Source organism: Halobacteriovorax sp. RT-2-3, assembly GCF_047085075.1.
GTDB lineage: Bacteria > Bdellovibrionota > Bacteriovoracia > Bacteriovoracales > Bacteriovoracaceae > Halobacteriovorax_A.
Map to the genome: position 1 here is coordinate 790,884 of NZ_JBKIYF010000003.1, position 21,369 is coordinate 812,252.

Here is a 21,369-nt window from a genome sequence, read left to right on the forward strand (position 1 = left end):
CTTATCTTCTTCCGTATTTAAACTTCTCTTTTAAAGTTCTAAAGTAATTTCTTTCTTCGTTAATATAGAAGTTTACATGACTACTTCTAGATTTTTTTATTTGAATCTCGTCTTTAGGCTCTAGTTTAAATTCTTTTTGTCCATCAATAGTAAGATAAATGTCTTCTTGCCCACGTGGAATAATAATACTTAATGTTTCATTATCTGGTAGAACCATCGGTCTATGGGTTAGGGCATGTGGACAAATTGGAGTGAGGACAACTCCTTTAACACTAGGGTGTAGAATTGGTCCATTCGCAGCTAGTGAGTATGCTGTTGACCCAATCGGTGTACTCACGATTAATCCATCTCCTGCTAGGTTGTATATACTCTCGCCATTTGCCTCTAGTTCAAGATTAAACATTCTTGAAATACCAGATTTAGTAATAACAGCATCATTCATAAAGTTTAGTTTAATTTTCTTGTGTCCAGGGCGTGTAATCTCAGCTTGGTATATCTGAACTTTGCGAGTTTTTAATTTTCCTTTCAGTGCCATTTCAAGACCTTCATAGAAATCGTGCTTTGCAAACTCAGCGATAAATCCAAGATTACCCATGTTTATTCCAAAGATATTCACCTTCTTAATATCTTTACTTCTTACAGCACCAATTAAGGTCCCATCACCACCAAGCGTAATTAGTATTTTGCATTTTTTAGCAATATCATCTCGATTAATGAAATTAAAATTTTCAGGTTGGCTGTTTTTGAATATTTTTAAGATGCGTGATTCTTGAGATTTTTCAAAGTAGACATCGACCTTTCTTCTTATTAGCCAATTTGTTAAGTTTGGTAGAACAGTTGAAAATTCTGTCACTACTTTTGGCTTTAAGATTATTGCTACTTTGTTTGTTATTGCCATTTATTCCTCAATTATAACTTCATTTAAAAAGTTATTTATATCATCAAAAGGTTTCTGTATTACTTTACAACCATAACTTGCAGCCCTTTGAACAATTTGCTCAGAACTGTATGCAGTAATAATATAAAAAATCTTTGAAATTTCTGATTCATTATATTTAGTTTTGGATTCTTCTATTATATCAAAACCAGTAATATCTTGAAGCATTAAATCACAAATAATACGCTCATAATTGTGTTCTTTGATAAGTTCTATTGCTTCTTTTCCACTGGCCGTAGACATAACATCTACCCCTTTTCGTTTAAGTAGAGTTACAATAGTTTTCTGTATCAGAAGCTCATCTTCAACAACTAGTATTTTCATGATTTACCTTGGGAATATTTATTTGGAAGTGGGCGCCTTCTTCGGATTCAATGAGATAAATATCACCATTAATCTTTTTAGTTAAATTTTTACAAATTGCTAAGCCTAGTCCTGTTCCAGTGTCTTTTGTTGTAAAAAACGGATTGAATATATTGTTTTCTATATCTTTAGATATTCCAGGCCCATTATCAATTATATCGATCAAAATCTTATTATTAACTTCACTAACGTTAATATCGATTCTTGAGTTTGCAATATTGTTAACATTAAGTGATTGTGAGCTGTTAATAAGTAAATTAAATATAACCTGACTTAATAATGTTCCGTTAGTCATTATTTCAATATCATTGCTCATGTCAAAATTAACTTTGTGGGATCTTGATTCCGATTTTGTTAAAATGATTGTTTCAGCAATTAAGTTTTTTAATGATGTTGAAGTGAACTCTTCATCATCCTTATATAAATTTGAAAACTCTTGAATAATAGCTTGTGATCTTTTTACGCTGTTTGATATATGCGAAAGTGTATCTTTTACATCGAAGTCTTCAGTTTGTTCTATGAGAAGATTATGAGAAAGATCAATTCCAAAAAGTGGGTTACTGAGTTCGTGCCTTAGTGTGTTTAAGAGTTCTCCCATTAGTAGTATTCTTTCATGATGAAGTGAGCTTGTGTCTTGTTGATGATCTTCAATACCGATTTGATTGATCTTAACTCCATCATCTTCAATAACAAAAGAATTGATAGGGAAATTAGAGAGAATTTTATCTCTTTCGATTTTTGATTGCCTGCTACTTTCTACAGTTATTATATTAAATAACTTAGGAATAGATTTAATGATCAACTTGTCGAAGTTTGTTCTGTCTATATCTGAAACAGGGAATAGGTCATTACGTGATAGGAGAATAATTAAGTTAAAGTCACGAAACGATAATTCTTTTGCTAAGAAATGTCCGTCTAATTGTATATCCTTATTAAGTAACTCTTTTTGATCAAAAGACTTATTTTTACTCTTTCTAACTTTTGCGAATAAAGTGTTAAAAAAAGTAGGTTCTTGATAAGTTTCATAATATTCATCATTTTTGTAGGTGATAGAGTATATATTAGTAGTACCTTTTTGATGAATGAGCATTTGAGAGGAGCTAAATCCATTTAACTCATCTGCATTTGTAAGTGCCTTTAGGAATGATCGAATACTATCTTTCTTTTTAAATTGAAATTCTTTGCTTGGCAGTAGAGTTAGCTCTTTTGCATCACATATTTTATCAGAAAGAAAATCTGTCGAATTCATTAGAACGAATTTCTTACTATTGATTTTTAATTCAATTTCATCTTTATTATATTTAACGATCTGTAGTTGAGAATTTTTTTTTGAGGTAGTTAAAAATTTGCTGTCTTGAAATAATGAATCCAAGACAGCTTTATCTGCATAAATATTTAAAAATTTATCTTTGACTCTTGAATGAGTGGTATTGCTCTGATTTTCCACTGTTTAAGATTATCTATTAGTTCATATTCTAGCAAGTCAGAAAGCATCACAATATCATTGTTTTCACGTGCTGGGATAAGTGCTTTAATAACTGAAAATAGGTGAATCTCAAGATTCTTAATTACTTCTTTATCTGAGAAGAAATTCTTGTTTGCTTTTCTTGCCGTAGCATGAATTCTCGTAATTAAGTGAATATATAGATCGAGTAACTCAATTAAATCTGCAAAAAATAAGTTCCCTTGATCAATATTTCCTTTATTGAACTCATCTGTAGTAATTAAGATTTTATCAACTAATTCATCAATATATCTTTTACAATCTTCCAATGCTTCAAAAGCCAATTCATAAGAGTTTTTAATTTGTAGACTAGGGTAGCCAAGCTCTTCGAGCGTGTAGTCTAATAATTCTCCAACTTCATCAATTGAAAAAGATTTGCCTTCAATGACAACTGCTGTGATTGATTCATTATCTGATATACCATCTGTTTCAATTGCTGTTATGGCCTGTCTAAGGGAAATCGAATTTCCATCTAAAGAAAAGCTATCGTTTCCTAGTTCTAATGTGATCATATATTTTCCCTTGCCTCTGGTTTGGACTTGTTAATGAGTGAGCATTTTTCGAAAAATTCGTAAAGGACACTACACATAAGAGATATCTCGTTATACGTGTAGAATGCAGCTTCGGATAATTTTACAAGATTATTTCCTTGTAGATTGTTTTTAGCAACTTTCGCAAAGTCTATGACTGGTGCTAATAGTGGATAAGAAGTCGATACAAGATCACTAAGACGATCGATTTCATCTAGTTTTGCTGAAAACTTCTTTATCTCTTCTAAGCTTGGTGTATTCTTACTAATTTCTTCGATTATGTATCGCGAGTACTTTTTACCAAATTCTGACAGCTCATATAATGTTTCAATACCTTTTGACTGTGAACTTAGTTGTGCTTTAGTTTGAATATTAAAAGAAGGGATATCCATGCTAGTGTTAATTTCAGTAAAAATGCTAGTCCACGCAATGTGATAGAAATTTCGCATAACTTCTTTTGCATCTTGATCCTTATGTAGTGATTCTCTAATATATAAGTCTCCATTATCAAGCATGTCAGAATGATAAAGCTTTACTCTACTTAAAGAGAGAGACGAACATGAGCTATTTAATTCCTCGATATTAATTTTGTTATTATTTAATAACTGTCCAATACATTGATGAGTAATGTTGTATGGAACATCGTTGTGACATTTGAACTCAGTGCACTCATCCTTTGGGAAACAAGGAGCACACTCTGTTTTAGGCGCTAGGTTGTAGTTGTCTAGAGCATAAGGAGTTGTTTCATGCGGCCTAACAGTACCTAGGGATATTGTTAAAGTTTTTATGTTTTTGAAACTTAGAAGATTCCCAATCATTGAATCATGGCCCACGAATAAAAAAGAACTATCGACTTTTGAATATAGTTCTTTTAGATCTAAACCAATCCATAGATTAACACGATCCTTAAAGGGCCTAATTAGCTCGGAATTTAAAATTTCATCTGCTGATTTTTGATCTTGATTAGAGCCGCAAATATATACTTTTACATTCTCATTCTTTTTTAATGTTTGGTAAATAACTTCAACCCATCGGTTCGCTTTCCACATCTTTTTTTCATTTGATGCAAATGGGTGAATTAATAAATTTGTTTTCTTTTCACTTGAATAATCTTTATTACTTAAATGAGTGAGCTTCTTTGTTGTCCCAATGATTGAAGAGAATAGGTCAACTAGATTAAATGGGTTAAGATCACCTCTCATTACTGTTGAGTAAAGGTATTGTGACCATCTGTCTGTGATCACTCTCTCATGTAAATCATTGAAGTATGGACCTACTTTATTACTTGATTCAATTAGCGAATGTAGATATGTCGCAGATTTAGAAAAAGCGAGGTTGATTGATACATCGATATTTTGTTCATTAATTTCTTTAAGTTGTTTCTTTAATTTAGAGAGGGCCTCTCTCACATTGTCAGCTCCAAATATTGCTGTTTTGTGCTCAATTGTTACAACTTTATCAAATACCTTTTCTAACAAGAACATGATCGGTGTAGCAAATTTTTTACGCGCTACTAGGACAACTCTATATTCGGGATGATTTTCTTTTAGTAGCTTAACGGCATGAGATGTTTGCAGAAGATCACCAATTCTTGTTGTTTGAATTATTGCAATGGTCTTTTTATTATCTGCTTCGTTTTTTAAGGCGTTCATTGATTGCTCCTATTCTTCTTCTAGGACAGAACATAGATATAAAAAGGCCATGTCGTCTTCGCTCAAGTTTTCTCTTTTGACTTGTTTCTCTTGAATTCTTTCAAGTTCTTTGAAGAATTCAGTCCTTAAATTGTTATGATCTTGATTCATTTAATAATTCCTTTGTAGATTCTTCTCGTAATCTACTACGACTCTCTCTTACTAAATTTGATACTTCTTTAATTTGTTCAAATTGTATTTGTAGATCATTTTTTAAAGCGATTAAAATATGCTCTACTTCTGATAGAGTCGGTGTTTCGATATTATTAATTTTTGCTCTGTAGAATAAAAATGGAAGTGCGCAGTAATCAGATGTATGACCTATATATAAATTAATATCCGCTAACTTTGCTTGTAGTTTTTGCGCGTCTTGTGCAAGTGTTGCCTTGATTGCTGCTAACACATGACGTGAGGATTTAATTAATTCCCCTTGAGCTTGCTCTAGCCAGTTGGACGTAAAGTTTAAGTCACTTTCGACAATACCGTGTCCAGAAAGTGTTTTTCGTTCTATTTTTCGATATAAGAAATCTCTTGATAGATACCTTTCAAGCTCTATTTCTGTATCGATACGTCCTTCTATATTTTTATAGAAACCACCTAATTCGTCGTGTTTGATTTGATAGATCGATATGTCAGTGTTTTGTAGATATTGTTCTTCTTTATTTAGGAAATACTTATTAAGTACATAAATAATATCTTCAGCTTTAATGATTTCATTATTTCTAACTTGTTTTTCCGTGTGTGCACTTGGGCCATAAGCAAAGTCACGATCTTTAATTCGTGGAGTGATAATCATACTTTCTAGATTTGTTGTTCCTTGTTTAAGGAATGGTGAAGGACCCATTGAAAGCTCAATTGTTGGAACATCTAATATATCTGCCATATGCTTTATTGCTGTATCTGGTGTAATTAAAAGATCACAGTTGATTAACACTGATGGAAGAGCACTGAACTGTGCTTCAATTGTTACAGCTTTCTTATCTAGTTCTGAATTGATTTTATTAGCATAAGATCTTTCGTCTGATGTCGGAGCGATCACTAGCAATGGGATCGTATCTTCTTGTGCATTAAGTTTGTTGATTAGATTGATAAGTTCTTGCCTTTCAATCATTTTATTAATATTTGATGCTGTTAATTGAATAGCTATCAGCTTAGGATCGATTTTTCCTTCGGCCTTTCTCATTTTTAAGAAATTTTGATGGCATACCTTATTGTATTCATTTGAAACGTGTAGGGCATTGAATGAGTTGTTTTCTTCAATTCCAACCATCTTATGATAGCAATCATTGAAATTTAGTGGAGCATATTTTTGCTGTGTAAGTACATCATTAAATACAACTGCCCATTCATTTGAGTATTTAACATTACAGTTGAGGTCAAATTGAATACCTTTAAATTCTTTGTTTATATATGATGCTAAACTCGTTGAGATTCTATCGTTAGAGTAGTTTATTACTAAATTCCAACTTTTATTAATTTCTTTTATCGTTTTACCAAATTCATCGAGAGCAAAGCCGTTTGAATAGATCTTATTTTTTTTGTAGCTAACAATCTTTTTTCTATCAAGTGTGATGATATTTTTAACACCATTTAGTAACTCAGCAGACTTTTCAAATTCTTTGTTAATTAAAATCGTTATATTTGCTTCAGGGTGTTTGTTCTTTAGTGATGAGACAAGTCGTCCCATTTGAAAAATGTCACCATGTCTTTTGAAGTTGATAATTAGTATATCTTTCATCTATTCCTCTTAACCTTGCTTGATTACGGCATCAAAAGCCAGGAGTAAAAAATCATTTTTATTTTTAAATTGATTTGTTTGATATATTGCTCTGTCGATATGTTGATCAATTGTTAAGTCTTGATCAGCATTATAGAGTAGGGACTTAAGTTCGCTCGATTTAATATGCTCGATACAGTCACCGATTTTGCTACTCGCTTCAAAATCTAAAAAGTCTTTGTAGAACTTATTGTAAAGAGAGAATGAGGGAGCATGAGTAAGTATAGTTGGTTTTTGAGAAAGAAATGATGCGACATTCTTTTCTTTATAGATACTCGCCACATCATCAGTGGCATATACTTCGATGTTTTTATTTGGAAATAAATTGTTCTTTATACATTCTGTGTATGTTTGCTCATTAGGTTCAATGACAATAACTTTATAATCTTGACCATGGTATATCTCAAGAAGCTTACATGCTTCATAGACGTGGTAGGCAAAACCTAAACCTAAAATTAATAAATTCTTATTCTCTTTAAGTTGATGCTCGATATTGGCGATTAGCTTTTTAGCTTCCTTTGCAGGATGGTAATTCGAATGTAGGTGTACGCCGTTAATAACAGGTACCTTTAAATTACTTCGTGATTGTTTAATTTCGTACGAATGTATATCTAAGAAAGAAAGTGATTTTGCAGGAATTGCTTGTACTAATTCTTTTGCTAGTTCCATAATTTCCTCGTCCTAAGGCCCAATGGTCTTTATATAAAGTGAAGCTCTTTCCTAGAGCTCCACCATATTATACTATAATTTCGATTAAGGGGGCAAACTGGTCTAGTATTACCTGTTTTTTACATTGTTGAGGTTGTAGCCCTGAAATTGTTGACGTTTTTTGAAGACAGTTGAGATTTCTTTAGTAGTTGACTCTTTTGCTTGTGATAGTAGGTTTAAGCACTCATCATCAAGCTTTTGATTTTCATGAACAAGTTCCGTGACATCTTGTATCCAAGATTTAAAGATTTCGATATCTTCTTGTGGATAAATCACTTTATTATTCTGAATTTCAGCTTCAATATCATCTTGGAGTAGGCGAATGATATTAATCAGTCGCTCTCTATTTTCAGAGATATTATCAACGAGGTCAAATCTTCCATTGTTACATGAAGTGATCATAGACTTTGTAGAGTTAACGAGAAGTCCCAGTAAATCTAGATGTCTAGTGATCTTATTAAAGATCTCTATTGTGTTCATTATTTAGCCTTTTGCTCAACTCTAAGTTGCTTAACAGCTTCTTGCCAACCTTCATATAGCGTCGTTAAAACTTCAAGGACTCCTTTTAATGGCTCCTTGTCAATTTTGATATTTGCCTGTGTACTTGAAAAAAGCATAAAGTCATATAAAGATGAAAGTTCTTTGGCCACATCTCCACCAACTTCAAAGTCTAAACTACTGTTAAGCTCGATGATAATATCTTGTAGCTTTCCAATAAATTGTCCTTTCGCAGATAAGTCCTTCTTTTCAATTGCTTCAATTGCTTTTTTACAATTTTTAATAGCAGCTTGATAAAGCATAAGTAGGATTTGCTCCTTACTTGCTGTTTTAACAGATGTTTGTTTGTAGGCACCTAAACCGTAACTCATTTACTTCTCCTTAATTATCCCATCGGCTGAGGTCCGCCAAGGCCTGCACCTTGTGAACGAATCCTAGACATGGTTCCTTCTAAGCGTGAAAATTTATCTTTTAAGTTCTTTTCTTTTTGTTGAAGCATGTTCTCTCTTTGAGCAATCCTTCTATCAATTGTTTCAATATTATTTTCTAGTGATCTTTTTCTTGAAGAGAGTAGACCATTTGGAAACTGAAGAAGCTGGCCTACAGTTTCTTTGAGGTTATCGATGAATCCATTAGTTTTTGTACCGTCTTCGTAGCGACCAGTTAGAACTTCAGCAATATGATCGTAATCTTTCTCCATTACTGTTTGAAATTTCTTCTGATCAAACTCAAGTAAACCTTCCCTAGAAAATTGGATACCTAGTTCTCCAATACGAGAAGTCCCTCCGTCTTTAAGAGGAATATCTTTAAAGATTGCACTTCTTAATCGAGATTCGATTGATTGTAGAAGAATATCTCCACCTAGAGTTCTAGAGGTATCAGTCGTTTCATCCATTGTGTTTTGTTGTTTAATGAATGAGAATACACCGTTAATTTGATCAATTAGAGATTTTACTTTCTCTCCAATTTTTCCAGCATCTTCACTAATGTTGATAGTGAACTCATCACCAGGCTTTGCCTTTTTTAGATCAAGAGTTACACCAGGTATTAGTTCTGCCGCTTTGTTTTCAGGTAATTCGATTTCAAAACCATCAAGTGCAACGACAGCGTCTTGGGCCTCTCTTTCAAATTCAATATAAAAATCTTGTTCACCATCTACGAAATAGAAGTGTGGGAATTCTGCCTTGTTAATATCACCAGTATCTTTTAGCGATAGGATTAGACGCCAAGGTGTATCTGATTCCGAACCGTCATTGATAACACTGGCCCTTAGTCCTGATTCTTCATCTTTGTTAATTAGTTTTGCTACTGACTTTAATGAAGCGTTGTCAGCATCTACGTATATTTCTTTTGTATCGCCACTTGGTAGTGAGTATTGAATAAACCCAACACCAATATAACTTTCATCTGGATCAGCAAAACCAGATGTCATGGCCGAAGACTTCTGTGCAAGTTGTTTAACTTCGAATTGATATGTTGCTGGTTCCGCAACGTTCTTATCCGCAGTAATTCCTACGATATCATCATTTCCAATAACACTTAATTCTCTTAGAGATCTGGCACTACCGTTTTGGAGGAGGGTTCCACGCATACCTTCAACTAGGGACGTAAGCTCTTGGACAAGTGCTTTCTTGTCAGAGATCTTACCTTTACGCATTTCCATATTTTGAATAGGAATTCGTTCAGCTTTCATAATTTGCTGAACAATATCCTTTGGAAGTCCCGTGTTAATGGAGCCCATTGCTATCGACAAAAATCCTCCTGATTTTAGATGTGAAAATCCTTTTCACACTTGTCTCCAACTCTGATTTTATCACACTTGAGCTTTTTTTTCCGTCGCATCATTAGTGGAAGAATTTTCTAGGCAAGGCCTCTTCGTCATTTGATGTTTTAGGGGCTATAATAGATAAATCCCTGAAAATAAAAAACCCGCCTTGTGGGCGGGTACTTTTCGAGAAAGTAATTTTTTTGGGATTGGGATTTTGTACTAAATTTATCGGGTATTACTGTGAAAACTTTAGAGAAAAAGTCGGATATTTACATTGAAAAGACAAAATTCTTGTTATTTCGACTAGTTACATATTTTACATTCTTATTATTGCCAATCTATTTGCAAAAAGAAGTTAATCTCGAGCCAATTTGGCAAATTATCGCAATGATTTTCTTTTCAATGTTTATTGTTTCTCAGTGGTTCTTACTGGGAAAGGAAATTGACCACCGATTAAAGATATATTTCAAAGTGAACTCATCCATCGATAGAGTCGTTTATCGACTTTTTATGGGGATGTTCTTTATGGCCATTTATTTCAACTTGCTAAGCCTTTTGCCTCACAAGTGGAGTTACAATATTTTTTGGCTTACGTGGATTGTGATGGGGCTATTTTATTCATGGCCTACGCGAGGAAAGATCATTAAGGAGTCGGTTTCGACTAACTTCCATGAGTATCGCTATCTTGATAAGTTTGAAAAGACAGTACTATTTTTAACAGTAGTTATGTTCTTTACTTCGCTACCTCAGTTGCCAAATTTATTTTCGACAAGTTCTCTAAGGCTGTTCTTTGATCCAAGTGAACGAGTCTCAGGAGCATTCTGGAACTTTATATCAATTAACTATATTCCATTTAGTAAGTATCCAAAGCTTTTAAATCTATCATGGTCGATTCATTTTTACTTTGTAACGATGTCTCTATTTTTGATGACCTTCTACGCTCTTCTTCGAAATTTTGTTTCAAGGAGACTATCTCTTCTTGGAGTATTCGCGTTAGTTTCTTCTTGGTCATTTTCAAAGATACTTGCAAATAACTACGGATTTACCCTTTTAACGACTTTTTCTGTTGTGTGGGTATGGTCTACACTCTGGTCGACAAAGAGTTCTACGTACCGTTCTGGGCTGTTTATAGGTCTGCTAGGTGCTTGGGGAACAGTTATTGATAAGTCGAATATAATCTTATTAATAGTTCAACTCCTATTAATCCATTTTGTTTTCTTCAAAGAGGAAACTGCATGGTATAAGAGACAATTTTTCAAATATACATTGTTGGGAGTCTTTCTCTCTATTTCTCTGTTCTTTTTATCAACGAGCACCGTTTCAATCGAAATGATTGAAAGTGTAAACATAATTTCTGCAGAGATAATGAGGCTCGTGTCTCGTAAATCATTCTTTATTCTCTCAATTTTTGGCCTAATAGTTTTTATGTATAAAATTTTAGGGCAAACGCGAAGTGAGAAGCACAAAATACTAAATATCTCGCATGATTCTTCCATTAAGGTTGCTATCTCTATTCTGTGCCTCCTTCTAATTGATGTTCTCTTTAGCTCGCGAACATTTCAGGACTTTTCTATACTGTGGTTATTGGCATTTTTTAGTGTCTTACTTATCGAAGTTATCTTCCAGAAAATCAGAGGGCTTAGAAGCTCTAGGAATATGATATACGCGGTTTATATTATTATCTGTCTACTGGACTCACACTTTGAAGGACGAGTTAAAATCCTATTAAGAACGATCGGAGCAATTGACTAAAATCCTAGGACTTAAAATTATTTATTTATATGAGAATTAATTTATAATTTAATTAACGTTAACGATGAAAGGGAGTTTCATCTGTTTAAGTCTCATATAACAAGACAATTGTTTGAAGAGTTTTCTGATTCCTACAAAATGCGTAAAGACGCGGCCACTTCACATCCATTTGTATTTGTCGACCCAGCTGATAGTAGTATCAAGCTGATAGCTAGTTCATTTACTTATGATGATGGTGAAGAGTATGGAGCGATCCTAGCAGGTAGTGAAGAATTAGAATTCATGGTTACTTCCGAGTAACTGCCTCTACCTTACTGAAATAACTATTATTGTGCTTTGAGCATAAGGGAAATCCATCCCTCAAAATCTTACTTCAGATATTCGAAAAATATTATTGACAAGCTTTAAAAGCACTTTGAAATGTGCATATGTGGATAAGTTAGCTTTTTTTGTTGGTAAGTTTACTTGCGACCTGTCAAAACCTGTCATCACATCGCAACATCTAAGGTAAAGTGTTGAAAATAAGGCATTTCATTAGTAAAAGTTAAATTAATGAAAAATAACCAAGCATTATGGTCAAGTGTGGATAACTCTGTTAATAATGTTAGTAAAAAACCTGAGTCAATAAGTTTTTTCACAAAAGAAATTTTTTTTTCGCGCTCAGATGTAAGAAAAATGTCGTGGACTTACAAAAAGCGACTTTTTCAGTTTTTTGAATAATGTTGGTCTAATATCAGGTATAAGGTTTAGTTAATGACGTTTAAAGTAAAAGATTATTATTACAACAAGGCTAAGAAAGAGAACTTTTTGGCCCGCTCTATTTATAAGCTAGAAGAAATTGATAAGAAGTATAAGGTTATCGAAAAGGGTAATAATGTACTCGACTTAGGTTATTTTCCAGGCTCTTGGATGCAGTATACGAGCAAGAAGATTGGGCCAGAAGGCTTTGCAGTGGGTATTGATATCAAGCCAGTAAATAAGAAACTTTTAGGAGTTAAGAATGTCAGGCTTTTTGAAAAGTCGATTTTTGATGTAACAACTGTGGAGGAGCTTGATTTTGATCGCAAATTTGATGTTGTTATTTCTGATATGGCCCCAAACACTACTGGTGTACGCTCTGTAGACCAATTAAGAAGTTTAAATTTAATTGAACAAGTTTTTGCACATCTTGATGTCTTTTTAAAAAAAGATGGAAACTTTGTAATTAAAGTATTTGATGGCCATGAGGCCCAAGTCTTTTTAAAATCACAAAGAAGTATTTTTAAAGAATTCCATTTCCTAAAGCCGAAATCTACACGTTCGGTTAGTAAGGAGTTCTTTGTGATTGGTAAGGGCTATAAAGGTGTTCAAATATAGGTTTTTGTATAAGTATTTATTAGTTTTAGCTCCGCTCGCTTTAATAGGATATTTTTTAGTAGGAAAAGACGAGCAAAAGAAAATAGAAGTTAAGCCAAAGGCGAGTGAAATTGATAATCATCAATTGAAGCACTACCTCTCAAGCCAACTTTTAGATCCTAAAACTCCATTTAAACAAACAATTTCACATAATTCGAAATCTTACAAAGTGAACTATTCAACAGATCCTGAATTAGAGAGCTTTGTAAGAAAACGACTTCGTTATTATCGTCCTGATAAAGCAGCTATTGTTGTTATGGATAATAACAACGGTAATCTATTAGTCAGTATTGGATTTACAAGAGAAGGAAAGGTTTTTGATTACCTTCTTCCTTTTACTGGGACACATCCGGCAGCAAGTGTTTTTAAGATTGTTACAAGTGCAGATCTTATCAATAATGAAGATTTTAATATTCATGATAAGTTTAAATATCGTGGTCGCGGAACGACTCTTTATAAATATCAGTTAAAGAATAAAAAATCGCGTTGGCAGCGAACAACATCTTTTGATAAGGCTTTTGCTTATTCTAATAATGTAATTTTTGGAAAGGCTGCAATTAATAATACAACTCCTGAAGAGTTAGAGGAGATGGCAAAGCGCCTTGGCTTTAATGACGAGTTAATGAAGGAAATTGACTTGGCCAAGTCGACATTTGAAATTCCTCAAACAGACTATGCAATGGCCGAAATAGCGTCGGGCTTTAATAAACGTACGCAAATCTCTCCGGTTCATTGTGCTGTACTATCAAGTGTTGTTGCTAATGATGGGGTTTTACAATATCCACGACTGGCAACTGACTTAGTTGATGAACAGAATCAAAAGGTTTGGCAAAACGAAATTCGTAAAGATCAGGTTATTGGCCAAGACACTGCTAAAGAACTATCTGAACTAATGCAAGGAACGATTAAACGCGGTACTGCAAGAAGAACTTTTCGAAGATACATGAGTAGACGTATTGCTAATAAACTCGAGATAGGCGGTAAAACTGGTTCAATTACTGGTGGTTTTCCGTTTGGGAAAAGAGATTGGTTTACATCTTATGCTAAACCGAAAAATAATTTAGACGATAAGGGTATCTCTGTTTGTGTCATGATTATTAACTATAAGAAATGGTATGTGAAATCGACTAAGTTGGCGCAAGAAATTATTTCAAAGTATTATCGAGGAATTAAGTGAGTGATATTTTAGACGAGAAAATTGCTAGTCGTAAGAAAAGTTTTCTAAGGATGAGTCGAGACTCATTTCTAATAATATTATTTCTTTTGGTTTTTAGATCTTCTTTTTATGAGCCATATCGAATTCCCTCTGGTTCAATGATCCCGACACTAGAAATAGGTGATTTTATTTTAGTTGAAAAATTCAGCTATGGCCTAAAGTTACCCTTTTCTGATATTGCCCTAGGTGGGGTTAATTCAAACCCTGTATATCTACTTAGAACTAATGATGTTCAACGTGGAGACATCATTGTTTTTAAATATCCAAACGATCCAAAAATTAATTATATTAAAAGAGTCGTTGGACTACCTGGTGAAACTATTGAGATTAAAAACAAGAAGATTTATATCAATGGTAAACCAATAAACGAAAAATTAATTGCAACAAGATTCAACGATAATTACGATTATCTTGAAACTAAGATGAATGAGAAAACATTTGTTGTTAAAAAAGATATGGATAATATCTATAAGCTAAACTATCCCGCAACAAAAATACCAAAAGACCATTATTTCGTAATGGGAGATAATCGCGACAACTCTTCTGATTCTAGAGCATGGGGATTCGTACCATTTGAAAATATTAGAGGACGCGCCTTCTTCGTTTGGTTCTCAATGATGCAAGATAGCTATACTGGTCAAATGAATATAAAATCAGAGCGTATTTTTAAGTCGATTGAGTAAGATCGATTCTTGTTGCACCATCATTTCCTTCATCTGGTGACCAATTTAGATCTCTCTGTCTTCTAAGCTCATTTCTCAGCCATTTCTTTAATGTACCATCGCCATGGCCATGTACAATGATTAAATAGGGAATATGTCCCATTCTTAGATCATCAATGCATGAAAAAACTTTCTGCTGGAATTCGCTTAAACGCATCCCACGACAATTAACCTCTGTAGTGTAGTTAATGGTCTTAAAGACATTAATTTCAACTTTTTTTGCTTTTTGTGGCTTCTTATTGTTGATACCTTGTTGATCAAAAAGGGAAGCCTTTGGAACAGAAATTTTCTTTCCATTAACCTCAACAACACAATTCTTACCTTTTATTTCAGAAACAATACATGTCGAATTCAGACGGTCGCAAAAATAGCGAGAACCAACTTTTATCTCAGTCGCAATTTGTCTTTCTTCTTTTGGCCTTTCATTTCTATTTGGTTTAAGTCTTTCATATTGCTTGTTTAAGGTAGAAATTTCATTACTTAAGCTTTTAGTCTTAACATCATTAAGACCTTTTATGATCTTTTTAATTTCTTTTTCATATTGATCATAAGCTCTCTGTTTCTCTAAGAAGAGAATACCTTCTTGAGATTTTTTTTGATTCTTAAGTTCATGATTAAGCTGAATATTTTCTTTAAGTGTTTTGCTGATTTTTTCTTGTTTCTTAGATAGATCTTGAAGAAGCCTTTCATAAGTAACGTATTTAGTATCAAGCATTTTTTTAGCATCATCTAAAATAAATTCAGGAATATTGTGTTTCTTACTAAGTCGCTTAAATATCTCTAGTGCCATTGATGAACCAGGTGTTCCAATGATTAGTTTGTATGTAGGAGTATTATTATCAAAATCATAACCTACATGGGCCGAGATAAATTCTTCACTTTCTTGGATTTTGGTTTTAAGTAATTGGTGGTGTGTCGAAATAAGAACATCACATCCAAGTTCTTTTGTAACATAATTAATAATTGAATAAGCAAGTGATGATGCCTCATCTGAAGATGTCGAATTAAAAATCTCATCTGCAGCAATAAGTGAATCATTTTGAATATTTTCTAGCATTGATAAGATTACCTGAACTTCTCCCGCAAATGAGCTTAGTCCCATTTCTAAATCTTGGTAATCGCTGTCAAAGTAGAATACATCACTTTTATATTGTAGCTTTGCTTTTTGCGCAGGAATGAATAACCCAAGTTTTAGGAATAAATGGGCAATAACAATACTTTTGATGGATACTGTCTTACCACCTGTATTGGGACCAGAGATAATAATACCTCTTTTCTCACTATCAACTTCGATTGTGTTTCTGACACAATTATCAATTAGTGGATGATAAAAATCGACCAAGTTTGTTGAACCATCAATACTAACTTCTGGATAACAAAAACTTTTCGCGTGTGAATAACTAGCTAATGTATATGTATAATCTAATTCTATAAAAAATGAATACACATCATGCATTGTTGAAAGATCGTTATTCACTAGGTCACAAAAATTCTTACATATTTGTGATATGGCATAGTCAATTTTAGAGTTTATTTCGATAAGGTCATTAGACATCTTTCTCGTTGCAACTGGTTCAACAAAAAGTGTGTTACCTGTTGAAGACCTTGCAACGATACTACCTAGATCACTTCTATAAGAGTCACTTCTGATTGGAATGACAAATCTTTCATTAATAATATCAAAAGTATCCATTTGAAGACGCTTGGAAATGTCTTCATCCTTAAGAATAAAATTGATTGTTTCTCGAATTCTTTTTTCTAATCCTAATTGTTCTTGGATAAGTGGTGCGATAATAGGGTGTCTTTCAAGATGAACACTGCCGTCTGCATCGACAAACTTTCTAAATGGATTGATAAATTTCTGCTTTAGCCTTTGAGTTTTATTCACTAACTCATCTAGATAAATTCGATAGTGGCTAAAATTAAGAACTCTTTTGGTTGAAAAAAGGTTTTCAATTATATTTGCCAAAAAATTAAGCTGATCTAATGTCGCAACGCCACCTTTAGAGATGTAATTTAGGGCATTGTGATTTTCTTCACTATCTCTCAAATTACTAAAAAAATAGTCTCCTAAACTACCTGACTCATCAATTTTCTTAATAATCTCATTTAAGTCAAAAAAATGCTCATTTAATTGTTCAGATTCGAATATCTTTGGATTATGTTCTATAATATTTTTATTAACTTGAAATCTTGCGTGGGTGATTATTTCAGAAGCTATCTTGCTCCAGTCAATATTACTCAGTGTTTGTGACAAAATTGTTGGATTATTCATGAATTTAAATTTCTCAGAGCTAGGGCGAAATGTCGATAGAATTAATGATCAATTAATTGAAAATGGCGCTTCAACAAATCCTCGAATACAAAAAATCTTCTCATCGGGAAAGCTCGTATTATTACAGCTTAGACTTAGAGGAAAGAATCTTTGCATTACAATTGGAAGAGGAGGAGAGCATTGTGGTATTTGGGACTCAATTCAATCGATTCCTTCAGAATATCGAATTACACGTGATCAGTTTCTAGAATTTCTAAGATCTAATATTCGAAATAGTCGACTTATTGAAATTGAAACTGATACCAAAGATAAGTGCTTAAATTTCAAGTTTTACGATAAGAGTAACCTTTTGCTTTTCTGGAAAGGACGACAACTATTCTTTAGTTATGTTTATATAAACGAGGGGAGGAAGTTTCACTTTTCTCCATGGCAATCGAATAAGAAGCAAGTTTTTGATTTTGAAAATTATTTCGACATCTTCAATGAATTAGGAAGAAAACAACTTGATACAAAAGATGTTAAGGAAAAAAAGCTTATTCTAGCTGAAGAAGATGTTTTTAATAAAAAAGCAGAAACAACTTATAATAAAAAATTGTTGCGTAAGAAAAATTTTATTCAAAAAGACCTTGAAAACTGTAAGGTTAGACATGAGCTTGAGAAGAAATTAATTAACGATGAATTAGATTTAAATGAACACGTTTTCAAATATAAATCACTCAAAGCTAAGTTTGATTTTGGCCTTAGTTACTATCAAAAGAAGAATATTCTTTTCACGAAGATTAAGAAGTTGCGAAAAGGTGAGGAATTTCTTGAAAAACGTCTTGCTGATGTTATTAAAGAAATTGAATCCAAGAAGGAAGTATTTGTTCGAGAAAAAGTGAATGTACCAGTTTGGAAGAAAGTAGCACCCAAAAATACTGAAGTTAATAAGTCGGATGATCATTCAATTTTTAAATGGAATGAAATATCAATTGCTGTTGGACTAAATACTAAGGGAAATGATTATATCCGAAGTAAATGGTCTAGTAAGGGTGATATTTGGTTTCATATAGATGGAGATAAGAGTGCTCACGTTATTGTTAAGAATTTAGAAGGCTTTGATTTTGATAAATATAGTGTAGTTGCTTCAATTCTTGCTGATTACAGTGAGTTTAGTGCTGATCAAATACCTGTTATATTTACTCAGGTAGAGAATTTAAAAGGTGTTAAGGGCTCTGCAGGTAAAGTTATTTATAAGAAGGAAAAGCATTTGATTTTACCTAAAGTCAATTGGAAGGAAATAATTTCAACTAGTTGGTAAAGGTCTGTGTCCCTTTTAAAATAAGTTAAAAGGACATATTATGCTAAAATTTAACTTATCCCTAATTGTTGTTTTATTACTTTCTGTCACATCTGTATTTTCTAACAATAGTAGTATTTTTAATGATCACAAATTAAGAACCTACACTCCATTAGAAGGGGAGATTCAAGATTTATTTTTCGATATTCGAGAACCTAATCTTGAAAAGTATGTAAGAGCAAATACGGCCCTTGAGCCTGATGATGTTTACTATCGTGTTTATTGGGTATATCCAAACAATATTAGAATTAGAGTTGAAGGGTTACCTGAAAAAGGTTTTGATTTATTAAAGCAGACTTTGATTGCAAAAGTTAAACCTTACGTAGAATTAGTTTTAGCGAAAAATCTAACGACTCCTTTAGAAATGAGTGCATTTAAGAAGGATCCTAAAAATAATAGTCGATTCATACGAGTGAAGGATCAAGCCGAATTATTAGATTTGAGTATTGAATTGTATTCAAGTGGACAAATTAAAGAGATTGAATCAAGTAGTCCACAGTTGCATACAAAAACTTCATTTTCATATTCAAAAAAATCATGGGCAAAAGGGAAAAGTGTTATTTCACAGATATCAATTTCTGAAGGAAGAGGTGCTTCTTCAATTCTCAAAGAAATTGAAATTGAATATGAAAAATTTGGTACTTTCGGATTACCAAGTAATATCGAAGCAGTATCGTATGCCATAACTGGCGATAAAAAGGTTGAGCTAGGTAAGATAGATTTGAAGATTCAAAATTATCAAATTAATACTGGGCAAGCCAAAAAGATTATAGGCCTATAAATGAGACAAATAGAAATTAATAAAAAAGTTAGACTTTACTTTGAAAGTAAAGTTATCCATTTATCTGAAATTGATATTGAGGATTCTCTACGCTCTTTTCGTCCGGGGGAATGGTGTAGTTTCAATCATTTGAAAAATAAGTATATTGGCTTTGTGAATCCAAACTCGACAAGAAAAAAGAATGTCGTTGTCTTGAATTCAACTTTAGGGCCATGGGATTACATCTCTAAAACAATTGAAAAGGCGATTCGTTATCGAAATGAAATTGGTTATGGTAAAAATGCTAGGTTAATTTATGGAGATGAGGATGGACTGCCTGGACTTATTCTTGATGGATATCAGAACTGTGCAATTCTACAAATCAATACAGCTGGAATGGATGGCTTTCGTAACGAGATAAAATCACATATCCAAAGCTTATTAGATAAAGAAGTGATTCTTCTTGATAATAAGAAATATAGAGATATAGAAGAGCTCCCTGTTTTTGAAAGTGATGAATTACCAGATGTTATTAAAATTGAAGAAACAGAATTTCAATATCAAATCAAGAAAGATCTAATGCAGAAGGTTGGTTATTATTACGACCACCGAGAAAATAGAAGAAAATTTGAAGATCTAATTAAAAGAACAGGACAGAATTATAAGACTGGTTTAGACCTCTTTACCTATGTGGGATCATGGGGGTTACACCTTCTCAGAGCTGGTGTTGAAAGTGTTGAGTTTGTTGACCAAGCTAATATGAGTGAAGTTGTACATAATCATCTTGAAATTAATAATTTCAGTGGCAGAGGAAACTTTACTCGTAATGATGTATTTAAATTCTTAGATGAAAAAGTGAGTGAAGGGAAAAGTTACGATGTAATTGTCTGTGACCCTCCAGCTTTTAGTAAGAGTTATAAAGACAAAAAGGCTGCTATAAGTGGCTATGAAAAATTATATACAAAAATATTCAAAATGATAAACAAGGGTGGAATTCTTGCTGCTGCATCTTGTACTCAAAATATTTCAATGAATGAACTAGATCAATGTGTAGTTCGTAGTGCGCAGAAGAATAATTTATCAATCCGCTTAATTGACACAGGAATACAAGGACTAGATCATCCAATTAGCAAGTTAGAATCAAAATCAAATTACATAAAATATTTAGCATATAAGGTGGAAAGAAATGACTGATAGTTCAAGACAGAAGGTTAATAGTGTTTTAGATAGGGCCAAACGTATTGTTTATGGTCAAGATGAAATGCTTGATAGTATCATTGCAGCTTTAGTCTGCGAAGGACATCTCTTAATTGAGGGGATGCCTGGACTGGGTAAAACTTTATCTGTTTCTACAATGAGTAAGCTATGTGACTTAACTTTCAAAAGAGTTCAGTTTACGCCTGACCTACTTCCCTCTGACTTGGTTGGAACGATGGTCTACTCTCAACAAAAGGAAGAGTTTTCTACAAAGTTTGGTCCAATCTTTACACAACTTTTACTTGCGGATGAGATCAATCGATCTCCTGCCAAGGTACAATCAGCTTTACTTGAGGCCATGGCCGAAAAACAAGTTACAATTGGTGACTCTACTCATAAGTTATCGAGCCCATTTGTTGTACTAGCAACACAAAACCCAATTGAGCAGGAAGGAACTTATCCGCTTCCAGAAGCGCAGTTAGACCGTTTTATGATGAAAGTTAGTGTAAATTATCCTGACTTCGAAGCTGAAAAATCTATTTTAGATTTAGAAAATGTAAAGCAAGACCTAGGCTCTTTTCTTTCAACCGACGATATCCTATCGATTCGCCAAGAGATCGATAAAGTATACGTCGATGATAAGATGAAAGATTTAATTATTAAAATTGTTAGAGCAACCAGACCTGGAGATAAGCATTTTTCTCCTGATTTTAAAGGACTTGTACAAGCAGGAGCTTCTCCGCGTGCAGCAATCTGGCTACAGAAACTAGGTCGTTTTAATGCCTTTATGGCCCAACGTGATTTCGTTACACCAGATGATGTAATGAAAGTCGTTGCCTCAGTGTTAGGACATAGAATTATTTTAACTTATGAAGCATCCATTGATGGAATTAATCCGAGAGACTTAGCAGTTAAGATTGCTCAGAAAATGATTTAA

21 protein-coding genes are annotated in these 21,369 nt (G+C 33.2%); 9 read left to right on the top strand and 12 right to left on the bottom strand.

What is annotated here, in order from left to right; translation table 11 throughout:
• Position 1 precedes the first annotated feature (1 nt).
• The 11 genes from ACMAYX_RS14425 to fliD all read right to left on the bottom strand — a co-directional run bounded on the left by ACMAYX_RS14425 (position 2) and on the right by fliD (position 9,761).
• The gene (locus ACMAYX_RS14425) at positions 2-898 is read right to left on the bottom strand and encodes an NAD(+)/NADH kinase (RefSeq protein WP_103218500.1); all 897 of its coding nucleotides are present in this window, start codon (positions 896-898) and stop codon (positions 2-4) included.
• Positions 899-1,261: a response regulator gene (locus tag ACMAYX_RS14430; RefSeq protein ID WP_103218499.1), complete on the bottom strand. Its 363-nt coding sequence runs from the start codon at positions 1,259-1,261 to the stop codon at positions 899-901. It lies immediately after the preceding gene.
• On the bottom strand, positions 1,242-2,672 hold the full coding sequence (locus ACMAYX_RS14435) for a sensor histidine kinase (RefSeq protein ID WP_412471038.1): 1,431 nt from the start codon (positions 2,670-2,672) through the stop codon (positions 1,242-1,244). Before ACMAYX_RS14435 ends, ACMAYX_RS14430 begins: the two co-directional genes overlap by 20 nt.
• A 23-nt stretch (positions 2,673-2,695) precedes the next feature.
• Positions 2,696-3,316, bottom strand: a complete 621-nt coding sequence (locus ACMAYX_RS14440; RefSeq protein ID WP_412472100.1) for a hypothetical protein — start codon at positions 3,314-3,316, stop codon at positions 2,696-2,698.
• Positions 3,313-4,986 carry a glycosyltransferase family 9 protein gene (locus ACMAYX_RS14445; protein ID WP_412472101.1) on the bottom strand — a complete coding sequence of 558 codons (1,674 nt, stop codon included), beginning with the start codon at positions 4,984-4,986 and terminating at the stop codon, positions 3,313-3,315. The genes ACMAYX_RS14440 and ACMAYX_RS14445 overlap by 4 nt, the downstream gene beginning before the upstream one ends.
• 9 nt (positions 4,987-4,995) lie before the next feature.
• The gene (locus tag ACMAYX_RS14450) at positions 4,996-5,136 is read right to left on the bottom strand and encodes a hypothetical protein (RefSeq protein WP_158246910.1); all 141 of its coding nucleotides are present in this window, start codon (positions 5,134-5,136) and stop codon (positions 4,996-4,998) included.
• Entirely contained in the window at positions 5,120-6,763 is a 1,644-nt protein-coding gene (locus ACMAYX_RS14455; RefSeq protein ID WP_412470443.1) for a glycosyltransferase family 9 protein, read from the bottom strand. Before ACMAYX_RS14455 ends, ACMAYX_RS14450 begins: the two co-directional genes overlap by 17 nt.
• 9 nt (positions 6,764-6,772) lie before the next feature.
• The gene (locus tag ACMAYX_RS14460; RefSeq protein WP_103218494.1) at positions 6,773-7,471 is read right to left on the bottom strand and encodes a hypothetical protein; all 699 of its coding nucleotides are present in this window, start codon (positions 7,469-7,471) and stop codon (positions 6,773-6,775) included.
• A 108-nt stretch (positions 7,472-7,579) separates the two neighbouring features.
• Entirely contained in the window at positions 7,580-7,990 is a 411-nt protein-coding gene (locus tag ACMAYX_RS14465; protein ID WP_103218493.1) for a hypothetical protein, read from the bottom strand.
• Positions 7,990-8,379: a flagellar export chaperone FliS gene (gene fliS, locus ACMAYX_RS14470; protein WP_103218492.1), complete on the bottom strand. Its 390-nt coding sequence runs from the start codon at positions 8,377-8,379 to the stop codon at positions 7,990-7,992. The genes ACMAYX_RS14465 and fliS overlap by 1 nt, the downstream gene beginning before the upstream one ends.
• Before the next feature lie 14 nt (positions 8,380-8,393).
• Positions 8,394-9,761 (bottom strand): flagellar filament capping protein FliD, encoded by a 1,368-nt coding sequence (gene fliD / locus ACMAYX_RS14475; RefSeq protein WP_392993819.1) that lies wholly within the window; start codon positions 9,759-9,761, stop codon positions 8,394-8,396.
• Between the two features lie 357 nt (positions 9,762-10,118).
• Here fliD and ACMAYX_RS14480 point away from each other — a divergent pair, with 357 nt between their 5' ends.
• The 5 genes from ACMAYX_RS14480 to lepB all read left to right on the top strand — a co-directional run bounded on the left by ACMAYX_RS14480 (position 10,119) and on the right by lepB (position 14,822).
• The gene (locus ACMAYX_RS14480; protein ID WP_146037877.1) at positions 10,119-11,528 is read left to right on the top strand and encodes a hypothetical protein; all 1,410 of its coding nucleotides are present in this window, start codon (positions 10,119-10,121) and stop codon (positions 11,526-11,528) included.
• 138 nt (positions 11,529-11,666) lie between these two features.
• Positions 11,667-11,828 carry a hypothetical protein gene (locus ACMAYX_RS14485; RefSeq protein WP_158246909.1) on the top strand — a complete coding sequence of 54 codons (162 nt, stop codon included), beginning with the start codon at positions 11,667-11,669 and terminating at the stop codon, positions 11,826-11,828.
• A 453-nt stretch (positions 11,829-12,281) separates the two neighbouring features.
• Complete coding sequence (locus ACMAYX_RS14490) at positions 12,282-12,884, top strand: SAM-dependent methyltransferase (RefSeq protein WP_103218488.1); 603 nt, start codon at positions 12,282-12,284, stop codon at positions 12,882-12,884.
• Between the two features lie 4 nt (positions 12,885-12,888).
• Positions 12,889-14,100: a penicillin-binding transpeptidase domain-containing protein gene (locus ACMAYX_RS14495; RefSeq protein ID WP_146037876.1), complete on the top strand. Its 1,212-nt coding sequence runs from the start codon at positions 12,889-12,891 to the stop codon at positions 14,098-14,100.
• The gene (gene lepB, locus ACMAYX_RS14500) at positions 14,097-14,822 is read left to right on the top strand and encodes a signal peptidase I (protein ID WP_103218486.1); all 726 of its coding nucleotides are present in this window, start codon (positions 14,097-14,099) and stop codon (positions 14,820-14,822) included. Before ACMAYX_RS14495 ends, lepB begins: the two co-directional genes overlap by 4 nt.
• Here lepB and ACMAYX_RS14505 read toward each other — a convergent pair.
• Entirely contained in the window at positions 14,806-17,136 is a 2,331-nt protein-coding gene (locus tag ACMAYX_RS14505) for an endonuclease MutS2 (RefSeq protein WP_412472102.1), read from the bottom strand. The genes lepB and ACMAYX_RS14505 overlap by 17 nt on opposite strands.
• On the opposite strand from ACMAYX_RS14505, the gene ACMAYX_RS14510 reads away from it, so the two are divergent.
• Genes ACMAYX_RS14510 through ACMAYX_RS14525 form a run of 4 tightly spaced genes read left to right on the top strand, consistent with a single transcriptional unit; the run spans position 17,135 to position 21,369 of the window.
• A complete protein-coding gene (locus ACMAYX_RS14510; protein ID WP_412472103.1) occupies positions 17,135-18,436 on the top strand; it encodes a hypothetical protein in 1,302 nt (433 codons plus the stop codon). The two genes, ACMAYX_RS14505 and ACMAYX_RS14510, sit on opposite strands and share 2 nt — an antisense overlap.
• 40 nt (positions 18,437-18,476) lie before the next feature.
• The gene (locus ACMAYX_RS14515; protein WP_412472104.1) at positions 18,477-19,256 is read left to right on the top strand and encodes a hypothetical protein; all 780 of its coding nucleotides are present in this window, start codon (positions 18,477-18,479) and stop codon (positions 19,254-19,256) included.
• A complete protein-coding gene (locus ACMAYX_RS14520) occupies positions 19,257-20,429 on the top strand; it encodes a class I SAM-dependent rRNA methyltransferase (RefSeq protein WP_412472105.1) in 1,173 nt (390 codons plus the stop codon). It abuts the gene before it with no gap.
• On the top strand, positions 20,422-21,369 hold the full coding sequence (locus tag ACMAYX_RS14525) for an AAA family ATPase (RefSeq protein ID WP_103218481.1): 948 nt from the start codon (positions 20,422-20,424) through the stop codon (positions 21,367-21,369). The genes ACMAYX_RS14520 and ACMAYX_RS14525 overlap by 8 nt, the downstream gene beginning before the upstream one ends.